The 25,008-nt window shown below is 71.0% G+C and carries 21 protein-coding genes; 6 read left to right on the forward strand and 15 right to left on the reverse strand.

Annotated elements, in window-relative coordinates:
- The first annotated feature begins 6 nt into the window (after positions 1–6).
- The 3 genes from zwf to pgl are packed head-to-tail and all read left to right on the forward strand — an operon-like array spanning position 7 to position 3,358.
- Positions 7–1,539 (forward strand): glucose-6-phosphate dehydrogenase, encoded by a 1,533-nt coding sequence (zwf, locus tag QT196_RS10095; protein WP_168478575.1) that lies wholly within the window; start codon positions 7–9, stop codon positions 1,537–1,539.
- On the forward strand, positions 1,536–2,579 hold the full coding sequence (gene opcA, locus QT196_RS10100) for a glucose-6-phosphate dehydrogenase assembly protein OpcA (protein ID WP_168478576.1): 1,044 nt from the start codon (positions 1,536–1,538) through the stop codon (positions 2,577–2,579). Before zwf ends, opcA begins: the two co-directional genes overlap by 4 nt.
- Positions 2,576–3,358 carry a 6-phosphogluconolactonase gene (pgl, locus tag QT196_RS10105; RefSeq protein WP_290354774.1) on the forward strand — a complete coding sequence of 261 codons (783 nt, stop codon included), beginning with the start codon at positions 2,576–2,578 and terminating at the stop codon, positions 3,356–3,358. Before opcA ends, pgl begins: the two co-directional genes overlap by 4 nt.
- Positions 3,359–3,448: 90 nt before the next feature.
- Here pgl and pgi read toward each other — a convergent pair whose 3' ends face one another.
- The 13 genes from pgi to QT196_RS10170 all read right to left on the reverse strand — a co-directional run bounded on the left by pgi (position 3,449) and on the right by QT196_RS10170 (position 17,786).
- On the reverse strand, positions 3,449–5,101 hold the full coding sequence (gene pgi, locus QT196_RS10110; RefSeq protein ID WP_168483662.1) for a glucose-6-phosphate isomerase: 1,653 nt from the start codon (positions 5,099–5,101) through the stop codon (positions 3,449–3,451).
- Positions 5,102–5,158: 57 nt separating this feature from the next.
- Positions 5,159–6,463 (reverse strand): MFS transporter, encoded by a 1,305-nt coding sequence (locus tag QT196_RS10115; protein WP_290354775.1) that lies wholly within the window; start codon positions 6,461–6,463, stop codon positions 5,159–5,161.
- Between the two features lie 202 nt (positions 6,464–6,665).
- Positions 6,666–7,001 (reverse strand): RNA polymerase-binding protein RbpA, encoded by a 336-nt coding sequence (locus QT196_RS10120; protein ID WP_078518748.1) that lies wholly within the window; start codon positions 6,999–7,001, stop codon positions 6,666–6,668.
- Between the two features lie 156 nt (positions 7,002–7,157).
- Positions 7,158–7,394, reverse strand: coding sequence for a preprotein translocase subunit SecG (gene secG / locus QT196_RS10125; RefSeq protein WP_042161713.1), 237 nt, complete (start codon positions 7,392–7,394; stop codon positions 7,158–7,160).
- A 141-nt stretch (positions 7,395–7,535) separates the two neighbouring features.
- Positions 7,536–8,312 carry a triose-phosphate isomerase gene (gene tpiA, locus QT196_RS10130; RefSeq protein ID WP_168478578.1) on the reverse strand — a complete coding sequence of 259 codons (777 nt, stop codon included), beginning with the start codon at positions 8,310–8,312 and terminating at the stop codon, positions 7,536–7,538.
- A 5-nt stretch (positions 8,313–8,317) separates the two neighbouring features.
- On the reverse strand, positions 8,318–9,520 hold the full coding sequence (locus QT196_RS10135) for a phosphoglycerate kinase (protein WP_290354776.1): 1,203 nt from the start codon (positions 9,518–9,520) through the stop codon (positions 8,318–8,320).
- A 114-nt stretch (positions 9,521–9,634) separates the two neighbouring features.
- Entirely contained in the window at positions 9,635–10,639 is a 1,005-nt protein-coding gene (gene gap, locus QT196_RS10140; protein ID WP_168478580.1) for a type I glyceraldehyde-3-phosphate dehydrogenase, read from the reverse strand.
- A 313-nt stretch (positions 10,640–10,952) separates the two neighbouring features.
- Entirely contained in the window at positions 10,953–11,942 is a 990-nt protein-coding gene (whiA, locus tag QT196_RS10145) for a DNA-binding protein WhiA (RefSeq protein ID WP_018091880.1), read from the reverse strand.
- Positions 11,933–12,994: a uridine diphosphate-N-acetylglucosamine-binding protein YvcK gene (yvcK, locus tag QT196_RS10150; protein ID WP_168478581.1), complete on the reverse strand. Its 1,062-nt coding sequence runs from the start codon at positions 12,992–12,994 to the stop codon at positions 11,933–11,935. Before yvcK ends, whiA begins: the two co-directional genes overlap by 10 nt.
- Positions 12,991–13,935, reverse strand: a complete 945-nt coding sequence (rapZ, locus tag QT196_RS10155; protein WP_290354777.1) for an RNase adapter RapZ — start codon at positions 13,933–13,935, stop codon at positions 12,991–12,993. The genes yvcK and rapZ overlap by 4 nt, the downstream gene beginning before the upstream one ends.
- Positions 13,932–16,019, reverse strand: a complete 2,088-nt coding sequence (uvrC, locus tag QT196_RS10160; protein WP_168478582.1) for an excinuclease ABC subunit UvrC — start codon at positions 16,017–16,019, stop codon at positions 13,932–13,934. Before uvrC ends, rapZ begins: the two co-directional genes overlap by 4 nt.
- Positions 16,020–16,246: 227 nt before the next feature.
- Positions 16,247–17,134, reverse strand: a complete 888-nt coding sequence (locus tag QT196_RS10165; RefSeq protein WP_168478583.1) for a hypothetical protein — start codon at positions 17,132–17,134, stop codon at positions 16,247–16,249.
- 4 nt (positions 17,135–17,138) lie between these two features.
- Positions 17,139–17,786 carry a papain-like cysteine protease family protein gene (locus tag QT196_RS10170; protein WP_168478584.1) on the reverse strand — a complete coding sequence of 216 codons (648 nt, stop codon included), beginning with the start codon at positions 17,784–17,786 and terminating at the stop codon, positions 17,139–17,141.
- 242 nt (positions 17,787–18,028) lie between these two features.
- Here QT196_RS10170 and QT196_RS10175 point away from each other — a divergent pair, with 242 nt between their 5' ends.
- Entirely contained in the window at positions 18,029–18,967 is a 939-nt protein-coding gene (locus QT196_RS10175; protein ID WP_168478585.1) for a hypothetical protein, read from the forward strand.
- A gap of 38 nt (positions 18,968–19,005) precedes the next feature.
- Here the strand turns inward: QT196_RS10175 and QT196_RS10180 are convergent, their stop codons facing one another.
- Complete coding sequence (locus QT196_RS10180; RefSeq protein ID WP_290354778.1) at positions 19,006–19,419, reverse strand: Rieske (2Fe-2S) protein; 414 nt, start codon at positions 19,417–19,419, stop codon at positions 19,006–19,008.
- Positions 19,420–19,670: 251 nt separating this feature from the next.
- Here QT196_RS10180 and QT196_RS10185 point away from each other — a divergent pair, with 251 nt between their 5' ends.
- Both QT196_RS10185 and QT196_RS10190 read left to right on the forward strand, forming a co-directional pair.
- On the forward strand, positions 19,671–20,741 hold the full coding sequence (locus tag QT196_RS10185) for a LacI family DNA-binding transcriptional regulator (RefSeq protein WP_290354779.1): 1,071 nt from the start codon (positions 19,671–19,673) through the stop codon (positions 20,739–20,741).
- Positions 20,738–21,745 (forward strand): carbohydrate kinase, encoded by a 1,008-nt coding sequence (locus tag QT196_RS10190; RefSeq protein ID WP_168478588.1) that lies wholly within the window; start codon positions 20,738–20,740, stop codon positions 21,743–21,745. Before QT196_RS10185 ends, QT196_RS10190 begins: the two co-directional genes overlap by 4 nt.
- Positions 21,746–21,907: 162 nt before the next feature.
- On the opposite strand, the gene uvrA is transcribed toward QT196_RS10190, so the two are convergent.
- Positions 21,908–24,877, reverse strand: a complete 2,970-nt coding sequence (gene uvrA, locus QT196_RS10195) for an excinuclease ABC subunit UvrA (protein WP_290354780.1) — start codon at positions 24,875–24,877, stop codon at positions 21,908–21,910.
- Between the last annotated feature and the right edge of the window lie 131 nt (positions 24,878–25,008).

A 25,008-nucleotide genomic window follows, 5' to 3' on the forward strand; every position in this document is an offset into this window, starting at 1 on the left:
TCTCCCTTGACTGATTCCCACGGAGCCAACCCGCTCCGTGACGCCCTGGACCGACGGCTCCCGCGTATCGCGGGGCCGTCGGGCCTGGTCATCTTTGGCGTCACGGGCGATTTGTCCCGTAAAAAGCTGATGCCCGCCATCTACGACCTCGCCAACCGGGGGCTGCTGCCGCCGGGTTTCTCGCTCGTCGGGTTCGCCCGCCGCGAGTGGGAGCACGAGGACTTCGCGCAGGAGGTCTACGCGGCGGTCAAGGAGCACTCCCGTACGCCGTTCCGCGAGGAGGTCTGGCAGCAGCTGGTCCAGGGCTGCCGCTTCGTCCAGGGCAACTTCGACGACGACGAGGCCTTCGAGACGCTCAAGGAGACGATAAACGAGCTCGACAAGGCGCAGGGGACCGGCGGCAACTTCGCCTTCTATCTGTCCGTGCCGCCGAAGTTCTTCCCCAAGGTCGTCCAGCAGCTGAAGAAGCACGGGCTGGCCGACCAGACGGAAGACTCCTGGCGCCGCGCGGTCATCGAGAAGCCCTTCGGACACAACCTGGAGAGCGCACAGGAGCTCAACCGGATCGTCCACGAGGTCTTCCCGCCGCACGAGGTCTTCCGGATCGACCACTACCTGGGCAAGGAGACGGTCCAGAACATCCTGGCGCTGCGGTTCGCCAACACGATGTTCGAGCCGCTGTGGAACCGCAGCTATGTCGACCACGTGCAGATCACGATGGCCGAGGACATCGGCATCGGCGGCCGGGCCGGCTACTACGACGGCATCGGCGCCGCGCGTGACGTCATCCAGAACCACCTCCTCCAGCTGCTCGCGCTGACCACCATGGAGGAGCCCGCCTCCTTCGAGGCGGACGCGCTGGTCGCGGAGAAGACCAAGGTGCTGGGCGCGGTCCGGCTGCCCAGGGAGCTCGGCAAGGAGACCGTCCGCGCGCAGTACGCGGCGGGCTGGCAGGGCGGCGAGAAGGCCGTCGGCTACCTCCAGGAAGACGGTATCGACCCCAAGTCGAAGACCGACACCTACGCCGCGATCAAGCTGTCGATCGACAACCGCCGCTGGGCGGGCGTCCCCTTCTACCTGCGCACCGGCAAGCGCCTGGGCCGCCGGGTCACCGAGATCGCGGTGGTCTTCCAGCGCGCTCCGCACTCCCCCTTCGACCACACCGCCACCGAGGAGCTGGGGCAGAACGCCCTGGTCATCCGGGTGCAGCCGGACGAGGGCGTGACCGTGCGGTTCGGCTCCAAGGTGCCCGGCACCTCGATGGAGGTGCGGGATGTGTCGATGGACTTCGCGTACGGCGAGTCCTTCACGGAGTCCAGCCCCGAGGCCTACGAGCGGCTGATCCTCGATGTGCTGCTCGGCGACGCCAACCTCTTCCCGCGTCTGGAGGAGGTGGAGCAGTCCTGGCGGATCCTCGACCCGATCGAGGAGTACTGGGACAAGCACGGCAAGCCCGCGCAGTACCCGGCGGGCACCTGGGGCCCGGCCGAGGCGGACGAAATGCTCGCACGAGACGGACGGAGCTGGCGTCGGCCATGAAGATCGATCTGACGGAAACCACCTCCAGCAAGATCAACAAAGCCCTGGTGGAGGGCCGCCGCGCGGTGGGCACTCCCACCAGCGGCATGGTGCTCACCCTCGTCATCGTCACCGACGAGGAGAACGCCTATGACGCCCTGAAGGCCGCCAACGAGGCGTCCCGTGAGCACCCCTCGCGCACCCTCGTCGTCATCAAGCGGGTCAGCCGGTCGCCGCGCGACCGCGCCAAGGCCCGTCTGGACGCCGAGGTGCGGGTCGGCACGGAGGCCGGCACCGGCGAGACGGTGCTGCTGCGGCTGTACGGCGAGGTCATCGACCACGCCCAGTCCGTGGTGCTGCCGCTGCTGCTGCCGGACGCCCCGGTCGTGGTCTGGTGGGCGGTGAACGCCCCGGCGGCCCCCGCACAGGACCCGCTCGGTGCGCTGGCCCAGCGCCGGGTCACCGACGCCTACGCCGACGAGCAGCCCATCCATGAGCTGTCCGCCCGCGCGGAGACCTACGTCCCGGGTGACACGGATCTGTCCTGGACCCGGATAACGCCATGGCGCTCGATGCTGGCGGCGGCGCTCGACCAGGCTCCGTGCACGGTCACCTCGGCCGAGGTGACCGGCGAGGAGTTCAACCCCAGCTGCGAGCTGCTCGCCATGTGGCTGGCCGACCGGCTGAACGTCCCGGTCACCCGCAAGGTGTCCGACGGCCCCGGTCTGACGGCCGTCCGGATGGAGTCCAGCATCGGCGCGATCGTGCTGGACCGCCCGGACGGCTCGCTGGCCACGCTCTCGATGCACGGCCAGCCCGACCGCGCGGTGGCGCTCAAGCGGCGGGAGACCGCCGAGCTGCTCGCCGAGGAGCTGCGCCGGCTCGACCCGGACGAGATCTACGCCAGGGCGCTGAAGTTCGGTGTGGACCGGCTCGGTCACGGCAACGGTGAGCAGCCGGCGGACGGGCAGCAGCCGGCCGCCGGGGAGAAGGCGGCGGACGGGAGCGACCCGGCCAGGCCCGCGGCGAAGAAGGCCGCGAAGAAGGCGGCCGCCAAGTGAGTGCTCCGCAGGTTGTCGTGCACCGCGACAAGGAGCTGATGGCCAAGGCCGCGGCGGCCCGGCTGATCACGAAGATCGTGGACGCCCAGACCGCCCGCGGCTCCGCCTCCGTGGTCCTGACCGGCGGGCGCAACGGCAACGGGCTGCTCGCGGCCCTCGCCGAGGCGCCCGCCCGGGACGCGGTGGACTGGTCCCGGCTCGATCTGTGGTGGGGCGACGAGCGGTTCGCACCGGACGGCGATCGGGAGCGCAACCACACCCAGGCCCGGGAGGTGCTGCTGGACAGCGTGCCGCTGAACCCGGCCCGGGTGCACCCCATGCCCGCGTCGGACGGCCCGTACGGCAATGACGCCGACGCCGCCGCCGAGGCGTACGCGACCGCGCTGGCCGCCGCCGCGGGACCCGAGGACCACGGCCCGGTGCCGTCCTTCGACGTCCTGCTGCTGGGCGTCGGCCCGGACACCCATGTCGCCTCGCTGTTCCCGGAGCTGCCCGCCGTCTACGAGCAGGAGCGGACGGTGGTCGGGGTGCACGGCGCGCCCAAGCCGCCGCCCACCCGGGTCTCGCTGACGCTGCCCGCGATCCGTGCGGCGCGGGAGGTCTGGCTGCTGGCGGCCGGCGAGGACAAGGCCAACGCCGCGGCCATCGCCCTCTCCGGTGCCGGTGAGGTCCAGGCCCCGGCGGCCGGCGCACGGGGCCGCAGCCGGACCCTGTGGCTGCTGGACGAGGCGGCGGCGTCCCAACTGCCGCGCGACCTCTACCCGCCGGCGTCGGCCTGAGGGTCACCGCAGCAAGGCCGTAGGCCCCGCACCCCCAAAGGGTGCGGGGCCTACGGCGTCAGTGCGACGGTCCTGCGGCGGCCGAAGGGATCAACGCCCGCGCAGCTCCCGGTACTTGGCGACCAGACCGGCCGTGGAGGCGTCCAGGCCCGGCACCTCGGCGCCCTCGGTCAGGGCAGGTTCGACGCGCTTGGCGAGCACCTTGCCGAGCTCCACGCCCCACTGGTCGAAGGAGTCGATGTTCCACACCGCGCCCTGGACGAACACCTTGTGCTCGTAGAGCGCGATCAACTGGCCCAGCACGGACGGGCTGAGCTCGGCGGCCAGGATGGTGGTGGTGGGGCGGTTGCCCGGGAACGTCTTGTGCGGCACCAGTTCCTCGGCCACGCCCTCGGCGCGCACCTCGTCCGGCGTCTTGCCGAAGGCCAGCGCCTGGCCCTGGGCGAACAGATTGGCCATCAGCAGGTCGTGCTGGGCGACCAGGCCCGGCTGGAGATCGGCGACCGGCTCGGCGAAGCCGAGGAGATCGGCCGGGATCATCTTCGTGCCCTGGTGCAGGAGCTGGTAGTAGGCGTGCTGGCCGTTCGTACCGGGCGTGCCCCAGACTACCGGCCCCGTCTGCCAGCCGACGCGGTTGCCCTCGCGGTCCACCGACTTGCCGTTGGACTCCATGTCCAGCTGCTGGAGATAGGCGGTGAACTTGGAGAGGTAGTGGCTGTACGGCAGCACGGCATGCGACTGGGCGTCCCAGAAGTTGCCGTACCAGATGCCGAGCAGCCCCAGCAGCAGCGGGGCGTTCTCCTCCGGCGGGGCGGTGCGGAAGTGCTCGTCGACGAGATGGAAGCCGGCCAGCATCTCGCGGAAGCGCTCCGGGCCGATCGCGATCATCAGCGACAGGCCGATCGCGGAGTCGAAGGAGTAACGGCCGCCGACCCAGTCCCAGAACTCGAACATGTTGTCCGTGTCGATGCCGAACTCCGCCACCTTCTCGGCGTTGGTCGACAGCGCCACGAAGTGCTTGGCGACGGCCTCTCCCCCGGCGCCCAGACCGGTCAGCAGCCAGTCCCGGGCCGAGGTGGCGTTGGTGATCGTCTCGATGGTGGTGAAGGTCTTCGAGGCGATGATGAACAGCGTCTCGGCGGGGTCCAGATCGCGGACCGCCTCGTGCAGATCGGCGCCGTCCACATTGGAGACGAAGCGGAACTGCATGTCCCGGTGGGTGTAGGCGCGCAGCGCCTCGTACGCCATCGCCGGGCCCAGGTCCGAGCCGCCGATCCCGATGTTGACGACGGTCTTGATGCGCTTGCCGGTGTGGCCCTTCCAGTCGCCCGAGCGGACCCGGTCGCAGAAGATGCCCATCCGGGTGAGCACGTGCTGCACGCCCGGGGAGACGTTCTCGCCGTCGCTCAGGATGACCGCCGAGCCGGGGGCGCGCAGCGCGGTGTGCAGCACGGAGCGCCGCTCGGTGATGTTGATCTTCTCGCCGCGGAACATCGCGTCCCGTAGCCCGGCCACACCGGCCGCCGCGGCCAGCTCGCGCAGCAGCCCCAGCGTCTCGTCGGTGACCAGGTGCTTGGAGTAGTCCAGGTGCAGATCGCCGACCTGCAGGGTGTAGCGCTCGGCGCGCTCCGGGTCGCGCTCGAACAGCTCGCGCAGATGCACCTCCGCCAGTTGCTCCCGGTGCTTGCCCAGCGCCGTCCACTCAGGCATCTGATCGAGCCTGCTGCGGCCTTCTGCGTTCATCTCGGACATCAGCCTTCTTCATCTCGTACCGGCCCCGCCATCTCCCAACCTAATTGATCAGGGCGTGATGGGAGGTATCTGTCCGCCGCCGGACGGGGCGCCGTCGGTGGGCTGAAGAACAGGTGTCAACGCGGCCGTCCCCAGGGCCAGCAGGGCGGCGGCCAACAGCGCGGGCGCGTTGGGTCCGAAGGCGGTGGCGGCCGCGCCGCCGCACAGCGCGCCGAGCGGGGTCCCGGCGACGGAGACCGTACGGAAGGCGGAGCTGATCCGGCCCAGCATCCCGGCCGGGCTGCGCTGCTGCACGGCCGTCGCCTCCAGGACGTTCCCCACCATCCCGGCGAAGCCGAACAGGCCCAGGAGCAGCGCCGCGAGCCAGACCGAGCGCAGCGTCCCGAAGCCCACCAGGGTCACGGCCTGGAGCACTCCGGCGCACAGCAGGGTGCGGCCGGTGCCGCCGATTGCGGCGATCGTCCGGTCCGCGAGGAGCCCGCCCAGAACCATCCCGATGCCGTAGCCGGTGGTCACGACGACATAGCCGAAGTCCCCGGCGCCCAGCCAGCCCTTGATGACCACCACCAGGGTCGCGATCAGTGCGCCGATGCCGACATTGCCCAGCGCCACCGACACACAGAACGCGCGCAGCACCCGGTCGCACCACAACTGCCGTATCCCCTCGGCTATTTCGCGCCGGACGGTGCGCCCGGCGGTGGCCGGCCGCCCGGCCGGCGGGCCGGTGCACAGCGAGGCGACCAGGGCGGCCGCGACGAGGTAGGTGGCCGCGTCGGCCAGGAACGGGAGTGCGGCGCCGAGCGCGATCAGCACCGGGGCCAGCGGTCCGCCGACGAACCGGCCCGCCAGCTCCTGACCGGTCATCAGCCGGGCGTTGGCGGCGGCCAGCTTCTCCTTGGGCACCACCGCGGGCAGCAGGGCCGTGGCGGCGTTGTCGAACAGGGTCTGGAGGGTGGTGAGCGCGAAGGACAGCGCGAGCAGCAGCGCGATACCCGCCCGGTCCAGCGCCACGGCCAGCGCGAAGCCGGCCATCAGCAGCCCGCGCAGCACATCGACCGCCCACATGGCCCGCCGCTGGTCCACCTGGTCGGCGACCGCGCCGCCCAGCAGTCCGAAGAGCAGCCAGGGGACGAAGCCGCAGGCGGTGACGAGCGAGATCAACAGCGGCGAGTCGGTGAGCGTGTAGGCGAGCAGCGGCAGCGCCGTGCCGCGCAGGGCGTCACCGAAGCGGGAGATGGCAGCGGCGCCCCACAGCCGGCCGAAGCCGCCGCGCGCGGCGAGCGCACCCGCCCCTGCCGCATGCCCCGTTTCGGTGCCCGTCCCGCTGTCCGCCATGCCGCCCCCCGTCCGCATCGTCCGCATCGTCCGCGTACGGAAAACGCTACGGGCAGCCACTGACAGTGGCCCTCGGGCGACTTCCCCATCCGCTACCTCAGATGCGGCCCGACGGCCCCGCGTCGGGCGCGTACGGCTCACGGGGACGCACAGACGCGGCCGGCCCGGCCGGAAGGGGTGTGTCCCTCCGGCCGGGCCGGCCGCGTCAGGTGCTGATCCGTCAGATCTCGCCGCGGAGCTTGGCGAGGGCCTCCGCGAGAATCGCCTCACCGTCGGCGTCGCTGCGACGCTCACGGACATAGGCGAGGTGGGTCTTGTACGGCTCGGTGCGCGGCGGGTCCGGCGGGCTCTCCCGGTCCTTGCCTGCCGGGAAACCACAGCGCGGGCAGTCCCAGGTGTCCGGAACCTGCGCATCGCCGGCGAAGCTGGGCTGCGTCTCGTGCCCGTTGGAGCACCAGAAGGAGATGCGGGTGCGCGGCGCGGACTCGCCGCGCTCGGCCTCCCCCATCGGCCCCGCCCCGACCCGACTTCCTCGGATCGCGTTGCCACTTGCCACGGTCGTAACTCCCTGCGTAATGGTGCTGCACAGCCTCTCGCAGCAGCTGCGCTGCGGAACGCCCCAGTCTACGTAAGGCCCAACGCGCGTCCAGTGGCTGGAGTTACCCGTCCGAGGACGCCTCCCTCAATGATAGGCCGCGCCTCCGACACTGTGTCAGTTGCTGAGCTTCATCAGGATGCCGAGCACGACGATGCAGGCGAACCACAGCAGACCGATCACGATGGTGATGCGGTCGAGGTTGCGCTCGGCGACCGAGGAGCCACCCACCGAGGACTGCATGCCGCCACCGAACATGTCGGACAGGCCGCCGCCCTTTCCCTTGTGCATGAGCACCAGCATCATCAGCAGCAGGCTGAAGACGATGAGGGCGATCGAGAACCCGATGACCACGGCTGGACCAACTCTCTAGGACTGACGGACGGACTTATGGATCACGATATACGGAACAAATGGTGCGGGGCCGGGGGCGGTGCTGCTGCACCGGTCCCGGCCCCGACAGGGTACGACGAGGGTTCCCCCTCGTCATAGCTGCTACTGGTCGCGGAAACGGACGATCTTCACAAACTCGTCCGCGTCCAGCGCCGCGCCGCCGATCAGCGCGCCGTCGACGTCGGGCTGCGCCATGATCGCCGCGACATTGCCGGACTTGACCGAGCCGCCGTACTGGATGCGGACCTTGTCGGCCAGCTCCTGGCTGTAGAGCTCGGCGAGGCGGCCGCGGATCGCACCGCAGACCTCCTGCGCGTCCTCGGGGGTGGCGACCTCACCGGTGCCGATGGCCCACACGGGCTCGTAGGCGATCACGATGGTCTCGGCCTGCTCGGCCGGGACGTCCGCCAGACCGCCGTCGACCTGGGCGAGGGTGTGCGCGACCTGGTTGCCGGCCTTGCGCACGTCCAGGCCCTCGCCGACGCACAGGATCGGGGTGATCCCGTTCTTGAAGGCGGCCTTGACCTTGGCGTTGCAGATCTCTTCGTTCTCGCCGTGGTACTGGCGGCGCTCACTGTGGCCGACGGCCACGTACGCACACTTGAGCTTGGCCAGCATCGCGCCGGAGATCTCACCGGTGAAGGCACCGGAGTCGTGCGCCGAGATGTCCTGGGCGCCGTACTTGATCTTGAGCTTGTCGCCGTCGACCAGCGTCTGCACCGACCGCAGATCGGTGAAGGGCGGCAGGACCGCGACCTCGACGGCGTCGAAGTCCTTGTCGGCGAGGGCGAAGGCGAGCTTCTGGACGTGGGCGATGGCCTCGAGGTGGTTGAGGTTCATCTTCCAGTTGCCCGCCATCAGCGGGGTACGGTCAGTCACGTTGTTCAGTCCTCCAGAGCGGCGAGGCCGGGGAGCGTCTTGCCTTCGAGGTATTCGAGGCTGGCGCCGCCGCCGGTCGAAATATGGCCGAATGCATTCTCGTCGAAGCCCAGCAGGCGCACCGCGGCGGCCGAGTCACCGCCGCCGACGACGGTGAAGGCGTCCGAGTCGAGCAGCCCCTTCGCGACGGCCTTGGTGCCGCCGGCGTAGTCGGGGTGCTCGAAGACGCCCATCGGACCGTTCCAGAAGACGGTGCCCGCGTCGGCGAGCTTCGCGGCGTAGAGCTCGCGGGTCTTCGGACCGATGTCCAGGCCCTCCTTGTCGGCCGGGATGGCGTCCGCGGCGACGATGTCGGGGTGGGCCGGGGCCTTGGTCTTCAGGTCCGGGAACTCGGCGGAGACCAGCACGTCCACGGGGAGCACGAACTCCACACCGCGCTTCTCGGCCCGTGCCAGGTACTCCAGGCAGGCCGGGACCTGGTCCGCCTGGAGCAGCGAGATACCGACCTCGTGGCCCTTGGCCTTGAGGAAGGTGTAGGCCATCCCGCCGCCGACCAGGATGCGGTCGGCCTTCTCGATGAGCTGGTCGATGACGGCCAGCTTGTCGGAGACCTTGGCGCCGCCCAGCGCGACGACGTAGGGGCGCTGGACGTCGTCGGTGAGCTTCTTCAGGACACCGACCTCGGTGGCGATCAGGTCGCCGGCGGCGTGCGGACGGCGCCTGGGCAGGTCGTACACGGAGGCGTGCTTGCGGTGCACGGCGCCGAAACCGTCGCCCACGTACAGGTCGGCGAGGGCGGCGAGCTGATCGGCGAACGCACCGCGCTCGGCGTCGTCCTTGCTGGTCTCGCCCGCGTTGAAGCGGAGGTTCTCCAGCACGGCCACCTGGCCGTCGGACAGGCCCGCGACGACGGACCGGGCGGACTCGCCGACCGTGTCGGTCGCGAACGCCACGTCCTGCCCGAGGATGTCGCCCAGCCGCGCGGCGGCCGCGGCCAGCGAGAAGGCCGGGTCCGGCGCGCCCTTGGGACGGCCCAGGTGCGAGGCGACGATCACCTTGGCGCCGCGCTCCACGAGCTTGGCGATCGTCGGGGCGACGGCGCGGATCCGGCCGTCGTCGGTGATGGTGGTGCCGTCCAGCGGCACGTTGAGATCAGCGCGGACAAAGACGCGCTGTCCGGCGACCTGGAGGTCGTCGATCGTCTTCATGAGAAGTGACTCCGTGTTTGCGTAGCTCGGCCATGGGACGGGGCCCGTACGACGCTTCTTCGCGTCATACGAGCCCCGTCCTCACATCTCGGTGCCTCGGGCGTCAACCAGCGATCAGAGCTGGCCGCCGACGAAGGTGGTCAGGTCCACCAGGCGGTTGGAGTAGCCCCACTCGTTGTCATACCAGCCGACGACCTTGACCTGCTTGCCCTGGGACATGGTCAGCGAGGAGTCGAACGTACACGAGGCCGGGAAGTTCACGATGTCCGAGGAGACGATCGGGTCCTCGGTGTACTCCAGGATGCCCTTGAGCTGGCCCTCGGCGGCCTTCTGGAAGGCGGTGTTGATCTCGTCCTTGGTGACCTCGCGGTCGAGCTCCAGCACGAGGTCGGTGACCGAGCCGGTGGGGACGGGCACGCGCATGGCGATGCCGTCCAGCTTGCCCTTGAGCTGCGGGAGGACCAGGGCGGTGGCCTTGGCGGCACCCGTCGAGGTCGGGATGATGTTCTCCGCGGCGGCGCGGGCGCGGCGCAGGTCGCTGTGCGGGAAGTCCAGGATGCGCTGGTCGTTGGTGTACGCGTGGACCGTCGTCATCAGGCCCTTGACGATGCCGAAGTTCTCGTCGAGCACCTTCGCCATCGGCGCCACACAGTTGGTGGTGCAGGAGGCGTTGGAGATGACGTGGTGCTTGGCCGCGTCGTACTTGTCGTTGTTGACGCCCATCACGATCGTGATGTCCTCGTCCTTGGCGGGCGCGGAGATCAGGACCTTCTTGGCGCCGGCCTGGATGTGCTTCTCGGCGTCGGCCTTCTTGGTGAAGATGCCGGTCGACTCGATGACGATGTCGGCCCCGAGCTCCGCCCAGGGCAGATTCGCCGGGTCGCGCTCGGCCATCGTCTTGAAGGTCTGGTTGCCGACCGTGATGGTGTCGTCGGTGTGGCTGACGTCCTGCTTGAGGCGACCCAGAATGGTGTCGTACTTCAGCAGGTGAACCAGGGTGGCGTTGTCGGTCAGGTCGTTGACACCGACGATCTCGATGTCCGCACCCTGCTCCAGGAGCGCGCGGAAGTAGTTGCGACCAATGCGGCCGAATCCGTTGATGCCTACGCGGATCGTCACGAACCGATCTCCTCGTTAGGTACGCCGATGGGTCACCGGCGAGCTGTATGGGCTGTCCCCGACCGCCTCCGACCCTACCCCCAATAAGAGACGTACGTGACATTGACAAACGGGCTTTCGTGCCCTCAAACGAGCAGTCCCGGCCAGGCGCTTCGTCGCCTGTTCGCGCCGGTCAAACGGGCTTTCGCCCCCTCAAACGAGCACCCCCGGCCGCGTCCTTCGACGCCCGCTCGCGCCGGCTCCCGGTAACACAGATCCGGGAGTGACACAAGGGCATCAGGGATGCGGCCGGGGGTGTATGGGGCGCGGGCGGTCAGCCGACCATGCCCTCCGCGAGTTCCTCGGTGAGGTTCGACTCGGTGCCCGGGATGCCGAGGTCCTGGGCGCGCTTGTCTGCCATCGCCAGCAGCCGGCGGATCCGGCCGGCGACCGCGTCCTTGGTCAGCGGCGGGTCGGCGAGGGCGCCCAGCTCCTCCAGCGAGGCCTGCTTGTGCTCCATGCGCAGCCGGCCGGCCGCCGCGAGGTGCTCGGGGACCTCCTCGCCGAGGATCTCCAGGGCCCGCTGGACCCGGGCGCCCGCGGCGACCGCGGCCCGCGCCGAGCGGCGGAGGTTGGCGTCGTCGAAGTTGGCGAGGCGGTTGGCGGTGGCGCGGACCTCGCGGCGCATCCGCCGCTCCTCCCACGCGAGCACCGACTCATGAGCGCCGAGCCGCGTCAGCAGGGCACCGATCGCGTCACCGTCCCGGACCACGACGCGGTCCACCCCGCGCACTTCACGGGCCTTGGCGCCGATGCCGAGCCGGCGGGCAGCACCGACCAGCGCGAGCGCCGCCTCGGGGCCGGGGCAGGTGACCTCCAGCGACGAGGAGCGGCCCGGCTCGGTCAGCGAGCCGTGGGCCAGGAAGGCGCCGCGCCAGGCCGCCTCGGCGTCGCAGGTCGCGCCGGAGACCACCTGTGGGGGCAGCCCGCGGATGGGGCGGCCGCGGCCGTCCACCAGGCCGGTCTGGCGCGCCAGCTGATCGCCGCCGGCCACCACCCGTACGACGTAGCGGCTGCCGCGCCGCAGGCCGCCGGGGGCCATCACCACCAGGTCGGAGCTGTGCCCGAAGATCTCCAGGATGTCCTTGCGCAGCCGCCGGGCGGCGATGCCCGTGTCCAGCTCCGCCTCGATCACGATGCGTCCGCTGACCAGGTGCAGACCGCCCGCGAACCGCAGGATCGACGAGACCTCCGACTTCCGGCAGCAGGTCCGGGTGACGGGGAGCCGGGAGATTTCATCCTTCACCGCTGCCGTCATCGCCATGGGCCGATCCTTCCATGCATCCGAAAAATACGGTCGTACGCGGCTGCCAGCAGCTCCGGGTCATGCCGGTCGGGGGCTCCCCCGGCGCTCGACCGGGCGTCGTCTCCTTGTGCGGCGACCGCCGCCAGCTCGACCTCGCTGCCGACCAGCTGCTTCGCGGCAACCGTCAGACCTTCGATGTCGGGCACGGCGGCCTTGTCGGCCAGCACCACGTCGAAGGCGAGTTTAGGGGCGTGTCGGGCCAAAACCTCCAAATGACGCTGCGGGGAGAAGCCATCGGTTTCGCCCGGTTGGGGCGCAAGGTTGAGCGAAAGGACCTTTCGGGCCTTGGTCTCCTCCAGCGCCTCGCGCAGCTCCGGCACCAGCAGATGCGGGATCACGGAGGAGAACCAGGAGCCGGGGCCGAGCACCACCCAGTCGGCGTCCCGCACCGCGGCGACCGCCTCGGGGACGGCCGGCGGGTCCTCGGGGACCACATGGACGGACTGCACCTCGCCGCGGGTGAGCGCGACGGTGGCCTGACCGCGGACCGTGGTGATCGCGTCCGGACGGCCCGCTTCATGACCTCTGACCTGGGCCTGGAGCTCCAGGGGCACCGCCGACATGGGCAGCACCCGGCCGTGCGCGCCGAGCAGCTTGCCGACCAGGTCGAGGGCCTGGACATGGTCGCCGAGCTGCTCCCACAGGGCGACGATCAGCAGATTGCCGACCGCGTGGTCGTGCAGCTCGCCCTCGCTCTGGAAGCGGTGCTGGATCACCCGGGACCAGGTCTGGCCCCAGTCGTCGTCGCCGCACAGCGCGGCCAGCGCCTTGCGCAGATCGCCGGGCGGCAGCACGCCGAGCTCGTCGCGGAGCCGGCCGCTGGAGCCGCCGTCGTCGGCGACCGTGACGACGGCGGTCAGATCACCGGTGATCCGGCGCAGCGCGGTCAGCGAGGCGGACAGGCCCATACCGCCGCCCAGCGCCACCACCTTGGGCGTGGCGCCCTTCGTGATACGGCCACTGGGGACGAACCGCCGGACCCGGCGCAGCCGTGGGGTGCGCCCGCTCACTCGCGCCCCATGTCCCGGTGGACGATGACGGTTTCCACCCCTTCGGAGACCAGGCGGCGGCCGAGCTTCTCGGACATCGCGACGCTGCGGTGCTTGCCGCCCGTGCAGCCCACGGCGATGGTCACATAGCGCTTGCCCTCCCGGCGGTAGCCCTCGGCGACGATCCGCAGCAGCTCGGCGTAGCCGTCCAGGAACTCCTTGGAGCCGGGCTGGCTGAAGACGTAGTTGGAGACCTCGTCGTTGAGACCGGTGAAGGGGCGCAGCTCGGGGACCCAGTGCGGGTTGGGGATGAAGCGGCAGTCGATGACCATGTCGGCGTCGACCGGAAGGCCGTACTTGAAGCCGAAGGACATGACCGTGGCGCGCAGCTCGGGGACCTCCTCGCCGGCGAACTGGGCGTCCATCTTGGCGCGCAGTTCGTGGACGTTGAGGCTGGAGGTGTCGATGACCAGGTCGGCGTCGCCGCGCAGCTCGCGCAGCAGATCGCGTTCGGCGGCGATCCCGTCGACGATCCGGCCGTCGCCCTGGAGGGGGTGCGGGCGGCGCACGGACTCGAAGCGGCGCACCAGGGCCTCGTCTGAGGACTCCAGGAAGACGATGCGGCGCTTGACGTTCTGCGCGTCGAGGGTGGCCAGCGATTCCTTGAGGTTGGCGAAGAAGCGGCGGCCGCGGACGTCGACGACGACCGCGATCCGGGCGACATTGCCCTGCGAGCGGGCGCCCAGCTCGACCATCGGTGCGATCAGCTCGGGCGGGATGTTGTCGACGACGAACCAGCCGAGGTCCTCCAGACACTTCGCGGCCGTGCTGCGGCCGGCGCCGGACATCCCGGAGATGATCACCAACTCGGGGATCGCGGCGCTCTCGCCCTGGTCGGTCGTGCCCGTACTCACCTGTGCACCGTCTCTCTCGGTTTTCTGCGCTTCGTGCGGTGTACTCATCGGTCCTGCCCCCGTTCTGCTGACAACGCGGCCGGTGGGGCCCCGTCATCCTCAATGATCTCTCCTGTGGCGGTATTCACCGCGGGAGCGGACGGCGCCGCCCCGGCCAGCGCCGCGGCGACCGTCTCCGCCGTCTTGCGGCCGACGCCCGGAACCTCGCAGATCTCGTCGATCGTCGCGGCCCGCAGCTTCTTCAGCGAGCCGAAGTGCTTGAGCAGCGCCTGGCGGCGGGTGTCGCCCAGTCCGGCGACGGTGTCCAGCGGTGAGGACTTCAGCCGCTTGGTGCGCTTGCTGCGCTGGTAGGCGAGGGCGAAGCGGTGGGCCTCGTCCCGGACGCGCTGGAGGAGGTAGAGACCCTCGCTGCTGCGCGGCAGCACCACCGGGTCGTCGTCCTCGGGCAGCCAGACCTCTTCCAGGCGCTTGGCCAGGCCGCAGACCGCGACATCGTCGATGCCGAGCTCGTCCAGGGCCCGGCGGGCGGCCGCGACCTGCGGGGCACCGCCGTCGACGACCACGAGCTGCGGCGGGTACGCGAAGCGCTTGGGGCGGCCGTCCTCGTCGGTCGGGCGGCCGGCCATCGGGTCCGGCTCCTCGTCCGGGCCGGCGGCGACGGTCGAGGCGGTGGCGCCGTTGTCGTCGACACGGGCGTCGTCGGCCGGCTCCTCCGTCCACTCGCCGGCCTTCTGCTTCTCCTGGAGATAGCGCTTGAAACGGCGGCCGATGACCTCGTGCATGGACCGGACATCGTCCTGGCCCTCGAAGGTCTTGATCTGGAAGCGGCGGTATTCGCTCTTCCGGGCGAGACCGTCCTCGAACACCACCATCGAGGCGACGACGTCATCGCCCTGGAGGTGGGAGATGTCGAAGCACTCGATACGCAGCGGCACCGAATCCAGGCCGAGGGCCTCGGCGATCTCCTCCAGGGCACGGGAGCGGGTGGTCAGGTCGGAGGCGCGCTTGGTCTTGTGCAGCCCCAGGGCCTGCTGGGCGTTGCGGGCGACCGTGGCCATCAGGTCCTTCTTGTCGCCGCGCTGCGGGATACGCAGCGAGACCTGGGAGCCGCGGCGCCCGGTCAGCCACTGGGCGACCGGGTCGACGGGCTCGGGCAGCGCCGGGACCAGGACCTCCTTGGGGACGGCGTCGCCCCGCTCCTCGCCGTACAGCTGCTGGAGGGCGTGCTCGACCAGATCGCCGGTGGTGACGGCCTCGACCTTGTCGGTGACCCAGCCGCGCTGGCCGCGCACCCGCCCGCTGCGGACGTGGAAGATCTGGACGGCGGCTTCCAGCTCGTCCTCGGCGACCGCGATCAGATCGGCGTCGGTGGCGTCGGCGAGCACCACGGCGCTCTTCTCCATGGCCCGCTTGAGCGCACCTATGTCGTCCCGCAGCCGGGCGGCGCGCTCGTACTCCATCTCCTCCGCCGCCTCCTGCATCCCGCGCTCCAGGCGGCGGATGTAGGCACCGGTGCGGCCGGCCATGAAGTCGCAGAATTCCTCGGCCAGTTCATGGTGTTCCTCGGCGGAGATCCGGCCGACACAGGGGGCCGCGCACTTGCCGATGTAGCCGAGCAGACAGGGGCGGCCGATCTGGGCGGAGCGCTTGAAGACACCGGCGGAGCAGGTCCGTACGGGGAAGACGCGCAGCATCAGGTCGACGGTCTCGCGGATGGCCCAGGCGTGCCCGTACGGGCCGAAGTAGCGCACACCCTTCTTCTTGGCGCCGCGCATGACCTGGACGCGCGGGAACTCCTCGTTGAGGGTCACCGCCAGATACGGATAGCTCTTGTCGTCGCGGTACTTGACGTTGAAGCGGGGGTCGAACTCCTTGATCCAGGTGTATTCGAGCTGGAGCGCCTCGACCTCGGTGGTGACGACGGTCCACTCCACGGAGGCGGCGGTGGTGACCATCGTGCGGGTACGCGGATGGAGGCCGGCCAGGTCCTGGAAGTAGTTGGCCAGCCGCTGGCGCAGGCTTTTCGCCTTGCCGACGTAGATGACCCGGCCGTGCTCGTCGCGGAACTTATAGACCCCCGGCGAGTCGGGGATCTGTCCCGGCTTGGGTCGATAGCTGCTGGGGTCTGCCATGCCCACCACCCTACTGACCGCCACCGACAATCACGGCCGGGACCGGCTGCGTTCCTGGCGGGGGGCGTGGGGGTGTGGCCGGTGATATCGGGCGTCTTGGGGGCATGGGCGGCGTGGGCTGGGGTGCAGGGTGCTTGGGGGGCGGTGGGGTGTGGGCGGCGGGGAGGAGGGGGAGGGGAAGCGTCTGCCCGCCGTACGGACGGCATGCGGCGGGCAGACGCGCCCCGTCAGCCGCTGCGGCGCCGTCGCACGGCCGCCGCGGCGGACAGGCCCAGGGCCAGCAGGGCGGCGGCGCCCGCCACGGTCGTGGCCGCGGTCACCGGCAGGCTGTCGTCCGTGAACGCGCCCGCCGTGATGGGCTGCTGGGCCGGCGCCGCCTGGGCCTGGGGCTCCTTGGCGCCGGCCGCGGCCTCCGGCCCGTAGCCGCCGGCCTCGCCGCGCCGGTCGTACGCGGAGCCCGGCAGCTTGTCCCCGTATGCCTGCGCCACCCGCTTCCGGTAGGCGGCGACGGTGGTGCCGTGCGCCCCGACGGCCTTGCGGGCGTCGGCGTCCAGCGGCTCGATCCGGTCGCCGCGCTGCACGTACCAGGCGTCGATCTGCGGCTCCTGAAAGACCGTGCCGCCCTTGGCCCGCGCGGCCCCGGCCGCGGTGTAGCGGGTCTCGTCGTCGCCGTCGGCGATGTTGACGACCTTCCAGGCGGCGCCCTGCCGCACGGTCCATACGGAGGCCGTGCGGCCGTCGGCGGCGACGGCCTTGCTGGCGAGGAACTCCAGGCGGGCCACGGGGGCCGCGGTCCGGCCGCGTACGAAGTCCGGTGACAGGAGGTAGACGGGGACCGTGCGGCCCTCGATGCGCGGGGCGCCCTGGGCCGTGGGAGCCAGGGCCTGCGCGCCACCGCGCTTGCGGTCGGCGGCGAAGAAACGGGCGAGGGTGTCCAGCGTCGCGGGTGCGGCGGCCGCCTCGTGGGCGGCGGCGACGCTCGCACGGGCCGGGGCCTGGGGCGTGGGGACGGGCGCGGCCACGGCGGCCTGCGGGGCGAGGCCGAGGAGGGTGGTCGCGAACGCTCCTGTGGCGACGGCGCGGAGGGCGGTGCGGACGGCGGTGCGCTTCGTCATGGCCTCAGGCTCCTATCCGGTAGAGGGAGTGCGTCCAGGAGAAGGAGCTTCCGTTCACGTAGTAATCGAAATCGCCCCAGTTGTAGCGGGAGTTGGTCGCCCAGGGATCACCCCAGTAAATCCAGTTTCGATCTGTGTCATAGCCATAGACCACGTGCATATGGCCGCCGCCGGAGGACCACTGGATGCGGGTCTCGACCGGCCGGCGGGCGTCGATCTCGCTCTGCACGGTGTCGGGACGGAGCCAACCGGTCACATAGGAGCCGGAGTTGATGCCCATCCAGGCGAGGGCGGACTGCACATTGCCGAGGGTGGCCTGGTCGTTGGGGCAGGTGCTGCCCTGCTGGCGGTTGAAGGCGGCATTGCAGAACTGGTTCTGGCTGTAGTTCCTGCCGAACCAGGTCGCGATGGTGTTGCCGGAAGCGGCCCAGCACCAGTTGGTGTTCTCCTGGGCCTGCATGGCGATGTCGAGGCGGTTGGCGGCGAAGCGCAGTGCGGCGGCCTTTGCGGCGGTGGGGGTGTGCGCCGGGGGCGTGAGGGGCGCTGCCGAGGCGGCGGTCGCGCCCGTGAGCAGGGATAGTGCGGCGGTCGTGAGCGCTGCGGCCGACAGCCCTCGGCGGCGGGAACGGCGTGCGTGGGGTGCACGAGTCATGGCGTTCCTCCCGAACATGGGGGGTGAGGGGGTGAGAGGAGCGCATCCGGATGCTGCTGAGGAGCATCAGGTGTTGTCGCAGGCAGGTCAACACGCTTCAATGCGGAAGGACATGGGGGTGTGGACGGATGGGCCCGGATGTGAACGGCCGGTGCCCGGCGTACTGCGGTGAACGGACAGGCAGAGTGTGCGGCGCGCGATCCGGTTGTGAACGTTCACCCGCGCGCCGGAGGAGCGAGGCAATGGCAGAGAACACTCCGCAGTCGGCCGAGCTGGCGCAGCTGCTCCGGACCGGTCCGTTCCACCTCGCGCTCCGCTCCGCGCTCACCGAGCGCGGCCTCGCCCTCACCCGCGTCCAGCACAAGCTCGCCCAGCGCGGCATCACCATCGGCGTGACCAGCCTGAGCTACTGGCAGCAGGGCGCCCGGCGGCCGCAGCGCCCCGAGTCACTGCGGGCGGTGCGCGCCCTGGAAGAGGTCTTGGACCTGCCCGCGCACTCGCTGCACCGTCTGCTGGTCCCGGAGGGCACCGCCCGCCCGGAGGCCGAGCGCCCCCTCGCCCGCTCGTACCGCTCCCTGGTGGCGCCCGCCGCCGCGCTGCAGCAGCTGTTCGCCGAGCTGGAGACGCCCGTGGACGGCGGGCTGCACACCGTCGGCCACCACGAGCGGGTCGCCATCGGAGCCGGGCGTGAGCTCCTCGCCCGCGAATCGCTCCAGGTGGTCCGGGCCCACCGGGACGGCGTGGACCGCTATGTCGCCATCCACCGGGGCGAGTCGGGCTGCGAGACGTCCCGGGTGCAGGTGCGGGCCGCGGAGAACTGCCGGCTGGGGCGGGTCCGCGGGCACGCCGAGACCGGGGTGGTGGTCGCCGAGCTGCTCTTCGATGCCCGGCTGCGGGCCGGTGACACCCATGTCTTCGGCTACGTCTTCGAGGACGGCAGCGGCGGCCCGAGCACCGAGTACCTGCGCGGCTTCACCTTCGCCGGCGGCCAGTACGTCCTCCAGGTGCGCTTCGACGAGGCGGCGCTGCCGGTGCGCTGCCGCCGCTTCGCCCAGACCTCCGCGGGCGCCCCGCGCAGCGGTCAGCAGGAGCTGACGCTCAGCGGACGGCACCGCGCCGTGCACCTCGTGGAGCAGGGGGTGCGGCCCGGAATACTGGGCATCGCCTGGGACTGGGGGTGAGCCCTGCGGGGGCCCCGCAAGGCCGGCGAGCCGCTGCCTCAGCCCGCGATCAGCTTGCCGTCCTTGGCCTTGACCGGGACCTCGGGCAGCGGCTCGGTCGCCGGGCCCTGGATGACTTTGCCGGTGGTGACGTCGAAGCGGCTGCCGTGGCAGGGGCAGCTGCCTTCCTTCTTCTCGACGTCGGACAGGATGCAGCCGGCGTGCGTGCACTTGGCGCTGAAGCACTTGTAGGTGCCCTTGGCGGGCTGCGACACGACGAGCCGGTCCTCGCGGTAGAGCTTGGCACCACCGACCGGCACGTCGGCGGCGGCCCCGAGGTCGACCGGCTCGTCGGGCACCGCCGAGGCGTTCGCGCCCGAATCCCCCGAGGAGCAGGCCGTCAGCCCGAAGCCGGCGGCCCCGGCGAGCGCGGCACCCCGCAGCACGGTTCGGCGGTCGGGGGACTGGCTCATGGCTGCTCCAGAGATCAGGGGTCAGGGGTCACAGGCGGCGGCTTCCGACGATACCGGCGCAGATCGTTCCGCTTCCGGCCGGGCCGGGCACCGCGGCGGGCACTGGGGCGTCCCCGGGTCACCCCCGGGGCGTAAACGCTTACGTAAGCGTTTACGTTTGGGGTCGGCGCTCGTAGTGTGGGGGCTTCGCGGGACAAGGCCCGGGAAGCCCGGGCGCCGCCGTGGTGCCGCACACTCGGGAGGAAATGCGGATGACGACGATGGCGGATGTGGCGCGGCGGGCGGGAGTCTCGGTCGCCACGGTCTCGCATGTGCTGAACGGGACCCGGCCGGTACGCCCCACCACCCGTGCCGCGGTACTCGGCGCCATCGACGAGCTCGGCTACACCCACAACACCCTGGCCCGCTCCCTGGTCACCTCCCGCACCCGCTCGATCGGCCTCGCGGTCTCCGCGATCAGCAACCCGTACTTCACCGAGATCCTCCAGGGTGTCGAGGCCGGCGCCCTGGCGGCCGGCTACAGCCTGCTGATCGCCGATCCGCACGACGACCCCCGGCATGAGCGCACGGTCGTCCAGCTGCTGCACGAGCGACGGGTCGACGGCGTGATCGTGGCGCCGTCCGCGGAGCCCTCGGAGATGGTGGAGTATCTGGCCCGGCGCGCGGTGCCGGCGGTCTTCCTGGACCGGCTGGTAGGCGACGCGCACGACCAGGTGTGCGCCGAGAACACCGGCCCGGTGCGTCAACTGGTCGAGCATCTGGCCGACTTGGGGCACACCCGGATCGGCCTGGTGGCCGGTCTCCCCGGGCTGAGCACCACGACCGAGCGGGTCGAGGGCTACCGCGAGGGGCTCGGCGCCCGCGGGCTGCCGTTCGTGCCCGCACTCCTTGCCGGTGGCAACTCCGAGGCGGCGGGCGCCCAGGCCGCCACCCGGCAGCTGCTCGCCGCGGCGGAACCGCCCACCGCGCTGATCACCGCCAACAACGCGATGACCATCGGCGCGCTGCGGGCGCTGCGCGAACTGGGCCGGACGGTCCCCCACGACATCGCGCTGGCCTGCTTCGACGACTTCTCGTGGGCGGAGCTGTTCACGCCCCGGCTGACCGTGATCGCCCAGCCCAGCAAGGACATCGGGGCGGCGGCGGTCCGACTGCTGCTGGAGCGCCTGGCGGAACCGGACCGGCCCCCGCGCACCCTCCGTCTCCCCTGCACCTTTGTGCACCGTACGTCGTGCGGTTGCCCCGAACCCGCCCCGGCCGCCCGCCCGGCCGCACCCCAGGCCGCCCGCCCGGCCGCCCAGGAAAGGAAACGCACCCCGTGATCGTCGTCGCCGGCGAGGCACTGATCGACCTCGTCCCCAGCCCGCAGACCGCTCTCCCGCCCTCCCCCGACGGCGGCTCCCCCGCCCCGGGCGGCCCGTTGCCGGCGTTGCTGCCGCGGCGCGGCGGCGGCCCGTACAACACCGCGGTCGCACTGGGGCGGCTGGGCTCGCCCGCCGCGTTCTGCTCCCGGATCTCGACCGACGCGTTCGGCGAGGCGCTGCTGGCCGGGCTGCGCGGCGGGGGCGTGGACACCTCGCTGGTGCAGCGCGGCGGTGAGCCGACCACCCTTGCCGTGGCGAACATCAGCCCGGACGGGTCGGCCGGCTACGGCTTCTATGCCGACGGCACCGCCGACCGGCTCTTCGCCCTGCCGCCGGTGCTGCCCGCCGCGGTCCGGGCGCTCTCCCTGGGCACCTGCTCGCTCGTCCTGGAGCCGGGCGCGAGTGCGTATGAGTCCCTGCTGCGCCGGGAGGCCGGGCGCGGGGTCTTCACGGCGCTCGACCCCAACATCCGGCCCGGTCTGATCCCCGACCCGGACGCCTACCGGGCCCGCTTCCGCTCCTGGCTCCCCGATGTCGCCCTGCTGAAGCTCTCCGAGGAGGACGCGCTGTGGCTGGCGGGGTCCGGCGAGGGGCCGGGCGGTGCCGTGGGCGGGGGCCGGGACGCGGTCCTCGCGGTGGCGAAGGAGTGGCTGGCCGCCGGGCCCGCGGCGATCGTTCTCACCCATGGCGGGGACGGTCTGACGGTGCTGACGCCGGGCGGCGGCGCGCTGACGGTGCCCGGCGAGCGGGTCACCGTCGTCGACACCATCGGCGCCGGCGACACGGTCAACGCCGCGCTGCTGCACCGGCTGGACGCCCACGACGCCCTCTCCCGCACCGCCGTCACCGCGCTCGGCACCGAGGACTGGCACGACATCCTGCGCTTCGCCGCCCGCGCGGCCGCCGTCACCTGCTCGCGAGCGGGCGCGGAGCCGCCGTTCGCGGCGGAGGTGGCGGTGTAGGAGGGGGCAGAGGCAGGTGGAGGGTGGGCCGCTCCGGTACGGGGCGTATGGGCTCGCGGCCTCCCGCGCACTGTCAGGCCAGCGGCCCGTCACCACGACGGGCCGCCACCGCCCCCGGCGTACGGAGAGCGGTGACGGCCCGGTGCGCACGGCCCGTGGGTGTCAGGAAGTGCGGCGGGCCCGCGCCGTGGTCTTCTTGGCCACGGTCTTCTTCGCTGCGGTCTTCTTCGCCGCGGTCTTCTTGGCCACCGGCTTCTTGGCGGAGGCCTTCACCGGTGCGGCATCGCTGACGCGGTCGCCGAGGATCTCCCGCAGGAACTTGCCGGTGTGGCTGGCCGGGATGGACGCGATGTCCTCCGGGGTGCCTTCGGCGACGACCAGGCCGCCACCGTTGCCACCCTCGGGACCCATGTCGATGACCCAGTCGGCGGTCTTGATCACATCGAGGTTGTGCTCGATGACGATCACCGTGTTGCCCTTGTCGACCAGACCGGCCAGCACATTGATCAGCTTGCTGATGTCATCGAAGTGCAGACCGGTGGTCGGCTCGTCGAGGACATAGACCGTGCTGCCCGTGGAGCGCTTCTGGAGCTCGCTGGCCAGCTTGACGCGCTGCGCCTCACCCCCGGAGAGCGTCGGCGCGGACTGCCCGAGCCGGACATAGCCGAGGCCGACCTCGTTGAGCGTCTTGAGATGCCGGGCGATGGTCGGCACCGCCTCGAAGAAGCTCAGGGCCTCCTCGATGGGCATGTCCAGCACCTCGGCGATGGACTTGCCCTTGTAGTGGACCTCCAGCGTCTCGCGGTTGTAGCGCGCCCCGTGGCAGACCTCGCACGGCACATACACATCCGGCAGGAAGTTCATCTCGATCTTGATGGTGCCGTCGCCGGAGCAGTTCTCGCAGCGGCCGCCCTTGACGTTGAAGGAGAAGCGGCCCGGCAGATAGCCACGGACCTTGGCCTCCATCGTCTCCGCGAAGAGCTTGCGGACATGATCGAAAACACCGGTGTAGGTGGCCGGGTTGGAGCGGGGGGTGCGGCCGATCGGCGACTGGTCGACATGCACGACCTTGTCCACCAGATCATCCCCGGCCACCCGGGTGTGCCGGCCCGGCACCGACTTGGCGCCGTTCAGCTCGCGCGCGAGGTGGGTGTAGAGGATGTCGTTGACCAGCGTCGACTTGCCGGAGCCGGAGACTCCGGTGACCGCGGAGAACACCCCGAGCGGGAAGGAGACGTCGATGTCGCGGAGGTTGTTCTCCTTCGCGCCGTGCACCGTCAGCTGCCGCGCCGGGTCGGCGGGCCGCCGGATGTCCGGGGTCGCGATGGCCTTCTTGCCGGACAGATACTGGCCGGTGACCGAGTCCTTGTTGGCCAGCAGCTGCTTCATCGGGCCGCTGTGCACGACCTTGCCGCCGTGCTCACCGGCGCCCGGGCCGATGTCCACGACCCAGTCGGCGACCTTGATGGTGTCCTCGTCGTGCTCCACGACGATCAGGGTGTTGCCCATGTCGCGCAGCCGCACCAGGGTCTCGATCAGCCGGTGGTTGTCGCGCTGGTGCAGACCGATCGACGGTTCGTCGAGGACGTAGAGCACGCCCACCAGGCCGGAGCCGATCTGGGTGGCAAGGCGGATCCGCTGGGCCTCACCGCCGGAGAGGGTGCCGGCCGCGCGGTTCAGCGAGAGATAGTCCAGGCCGACGTCGACCAGGAACTTCAGCCGCTCGTTGACCTCCTTGAGGACCCGCTCGGCGATCTTCTTCTCGCGCGCGGTGAGCTTCATCTCCCGCAGGAAGTCGGCACAGTCGCTGATCGACATGGCCGCGACATCGGCGATCGACTTCTGCTGGACCGTGACGGCGAGCACGATCGGCTTGAGCCGGGTGCCCTCACAGGTCGGGCAGGGCACCTCGCGCATATAGCCCTCGAAGCGCTCCCGGCTGCTGTCGCTCTCCGCCTCGGAGTGCCGCCGCTTGACGAACGGCAGGGCGCCCTCGAAGGGGGTGGTGTAGGCCCGCTCGCGGCCGTACCGGTTGCGGTAGCGCACCTCGATCTGGGTCTTGTGGCCCTGGAGCAGGGCCTTCTTGGCGCGGGCCGGCAGCCCGGCCCACGGGATGTCCGTACGGAACCCGAGGGCGTCCGCCAGCGCACCGACCAGGCGGCCGAAGTACTCCTTGGTGTGCCCGTGCGACCAGGGGTGGATCGCGCCCTCGTCGAGGGAGCGGTCCTCGTCGGGGACGATCAGCTCGGGGTCGACCTCCATGCGGGTACCGATACCGGTGCAGTCCGGGCAGGCGCCGAAGGGCGAGTTGAAGGAGAAGGAGCGCGGCTCCAGCTCCTCGAAGGAGAGGTCGTCGTAGGCGCAGTACAGATGCTCCGAGTACATCCGCTCGCGCTGCGGGTCGTCCGGGTCCAGGTCGACGAAGTCGAGGATGACCATGCCTCCGGAGAGCCCGAGGGCCGTCTCGACGGAGTCGGTCAGCCGCCGCTTGGCGGTCTCCTTGACCGTGAGGCGGTCGACGACCACCTCGATGGTGTGCTTCTCCTGCTTCTTCAGCTTCGGCGGCTCGGCGAGATGGATCGTCTCCCCGTCCACCCGCGCCCGGCTGTAGCCCTTGGTCTGGAGGTCGGAGAAGAGATCGACGAACTCGCCCTTGCGCTCACGCACCAGCGGGGAAAGCACCTGGAAGCGGCTGCCTTCGGGGAGTTCGAGCACCTTGTCGACGATGGCCTGCGGCGACTGCCGGGCGATCGGCCGTCCGCACTCGGGACAGTGCGGCTTGCCGACCCGGGCGAAGAGCAGGCGGAGGTAGTCGTAGACCTCGGTGATCGTGCCGACCGTCGAGCGCGGGTTGCGCGAGGTCGACTTCTGGTCGATCGACACCGCGGGGGACAGGCCCTCGATGAAGTCCACATCGGGCTTGTCCATCTGCCCGAGGAACTGCCGGGCATAGGAGGAGAGCGACTCGACATAGCGCCGCTGCCCCTCGGCGAAGATCGTGTCGAAGGCGAGCGAGGACTTGCCCGACCCGGAGAGCCCCGTGAAGACGATGAGGGAGTCGCGGGGGAGGTCGAGCGAGACGTTCTTGAGGTTGTGCTCGCGAGCGCCACGGACGATGAGACGGTCGGCCACGCCGGTCGGCACCTTTCTTGAGGGGGCGGGGGCCGCGGCTCTGCGTCCGCCGCTCGGAGTGAGCAGGGGCGGCGGAGCGAGCGGAGCCCCGCCCCAGGGTAGGGGCCCGCCGCGGCACTGTCTTTGGGATG

The organism is Streptomyces sp. P9-2B-2 (assembly GCF_030406865.1).
GTDB lineage: Bacteria > Actinomycetota > Actinomycetes > Streptomycetales > Streptomycetaceae > Streptomyces > Streptomyces platensis.

Excerpts from the sequence above, each read along its gene's own strand:
- opcA (WP_168478576.1), top strand. The coding sequence starts at position 1,536 with ATGAAGATCGATCTGACGGAAACCACCTCCAGCAAGATCAACAAAGCC.
- pgi (WP_168483662.1), bottom strand. The coding sequence starts at position 5,101 with ATGAACGCAGAAGGCCGCAGCAGGCTCGATCAGATGCCTGAGTGGACG.
- QT196_RS10115 (WP_290354775.1), bottom strand. The coding sequence starts at position 6,463 with ATGCGGACGGGGGGCGGCATGGCGGACAGCGGGACGGGCACCGAAACG.
- QT196_RS10135 (WP_290354776.1), bottom strand. The coding sequence starts at position 9,520 with ATGAAGACGATCGACGACCTCCAGGTCGCCGGACAGCGCGTCTTTGTC.
- whiA (WP_018091880.1), bottom strand. The coding sequence starts at position 11,942 with ATGGCGATGACGGCAGCGGTGAAGGATGAAATCTCCCGGCTCCCCGTC.
- rapZ (WP_290354777.1), bottom strand. The coding sequence starts at position 13,935 with ATGAGTACACCGCACGAAGCGCAGAAAACCGAGAGAGACGGTGCACAG.
- uvrC (WP_168478582.1), bottom strand. The coding sequence starts at position 16,019 with ATGGCAGACCCCAGCAGCTATCGACCCAAGCCGGGACAGATCCCCGAC.
- QT196_RS10165 (WP_168478583.1), bottom strand. The coding sequence starts at position 17,134 with ATGACGAAGCGCACCGCCGTCCGCACCGCCCTCCGCGCCGTCGCCACA.
- QT196_RS10170 (WP_168478584.1), bottom strand. The coding sequence starts at position 17,786 with ATGACTCGTGCACCCCACGCACGCCGTTCCCGCCGCCGAGGGCTGTCG.
- QT196_RS10175 (WP_168478585.1), top strand. The coding sequence starts at position 18,029 with ATGGCAGAGAACACTCCGCAGTCGGCCGAGCTGGCGCAGCTGCTCCGG.
- QT196_RS10180 (WP_290354778.1), bottom strand. The coding sequence starts at position 19,419 with ATGAGCCAGTCCCCCGACCGCCGAACCGTGCTGCGGGGTGCCGCGCTC.
- QT196_RS10185 (WP_290354779.1), top strand. The coding sequence starts at position 19,671 with ATGACGACGATGGCGGATGTGGCGCGGCGGGCGGGAGTCTCGGTCGCC.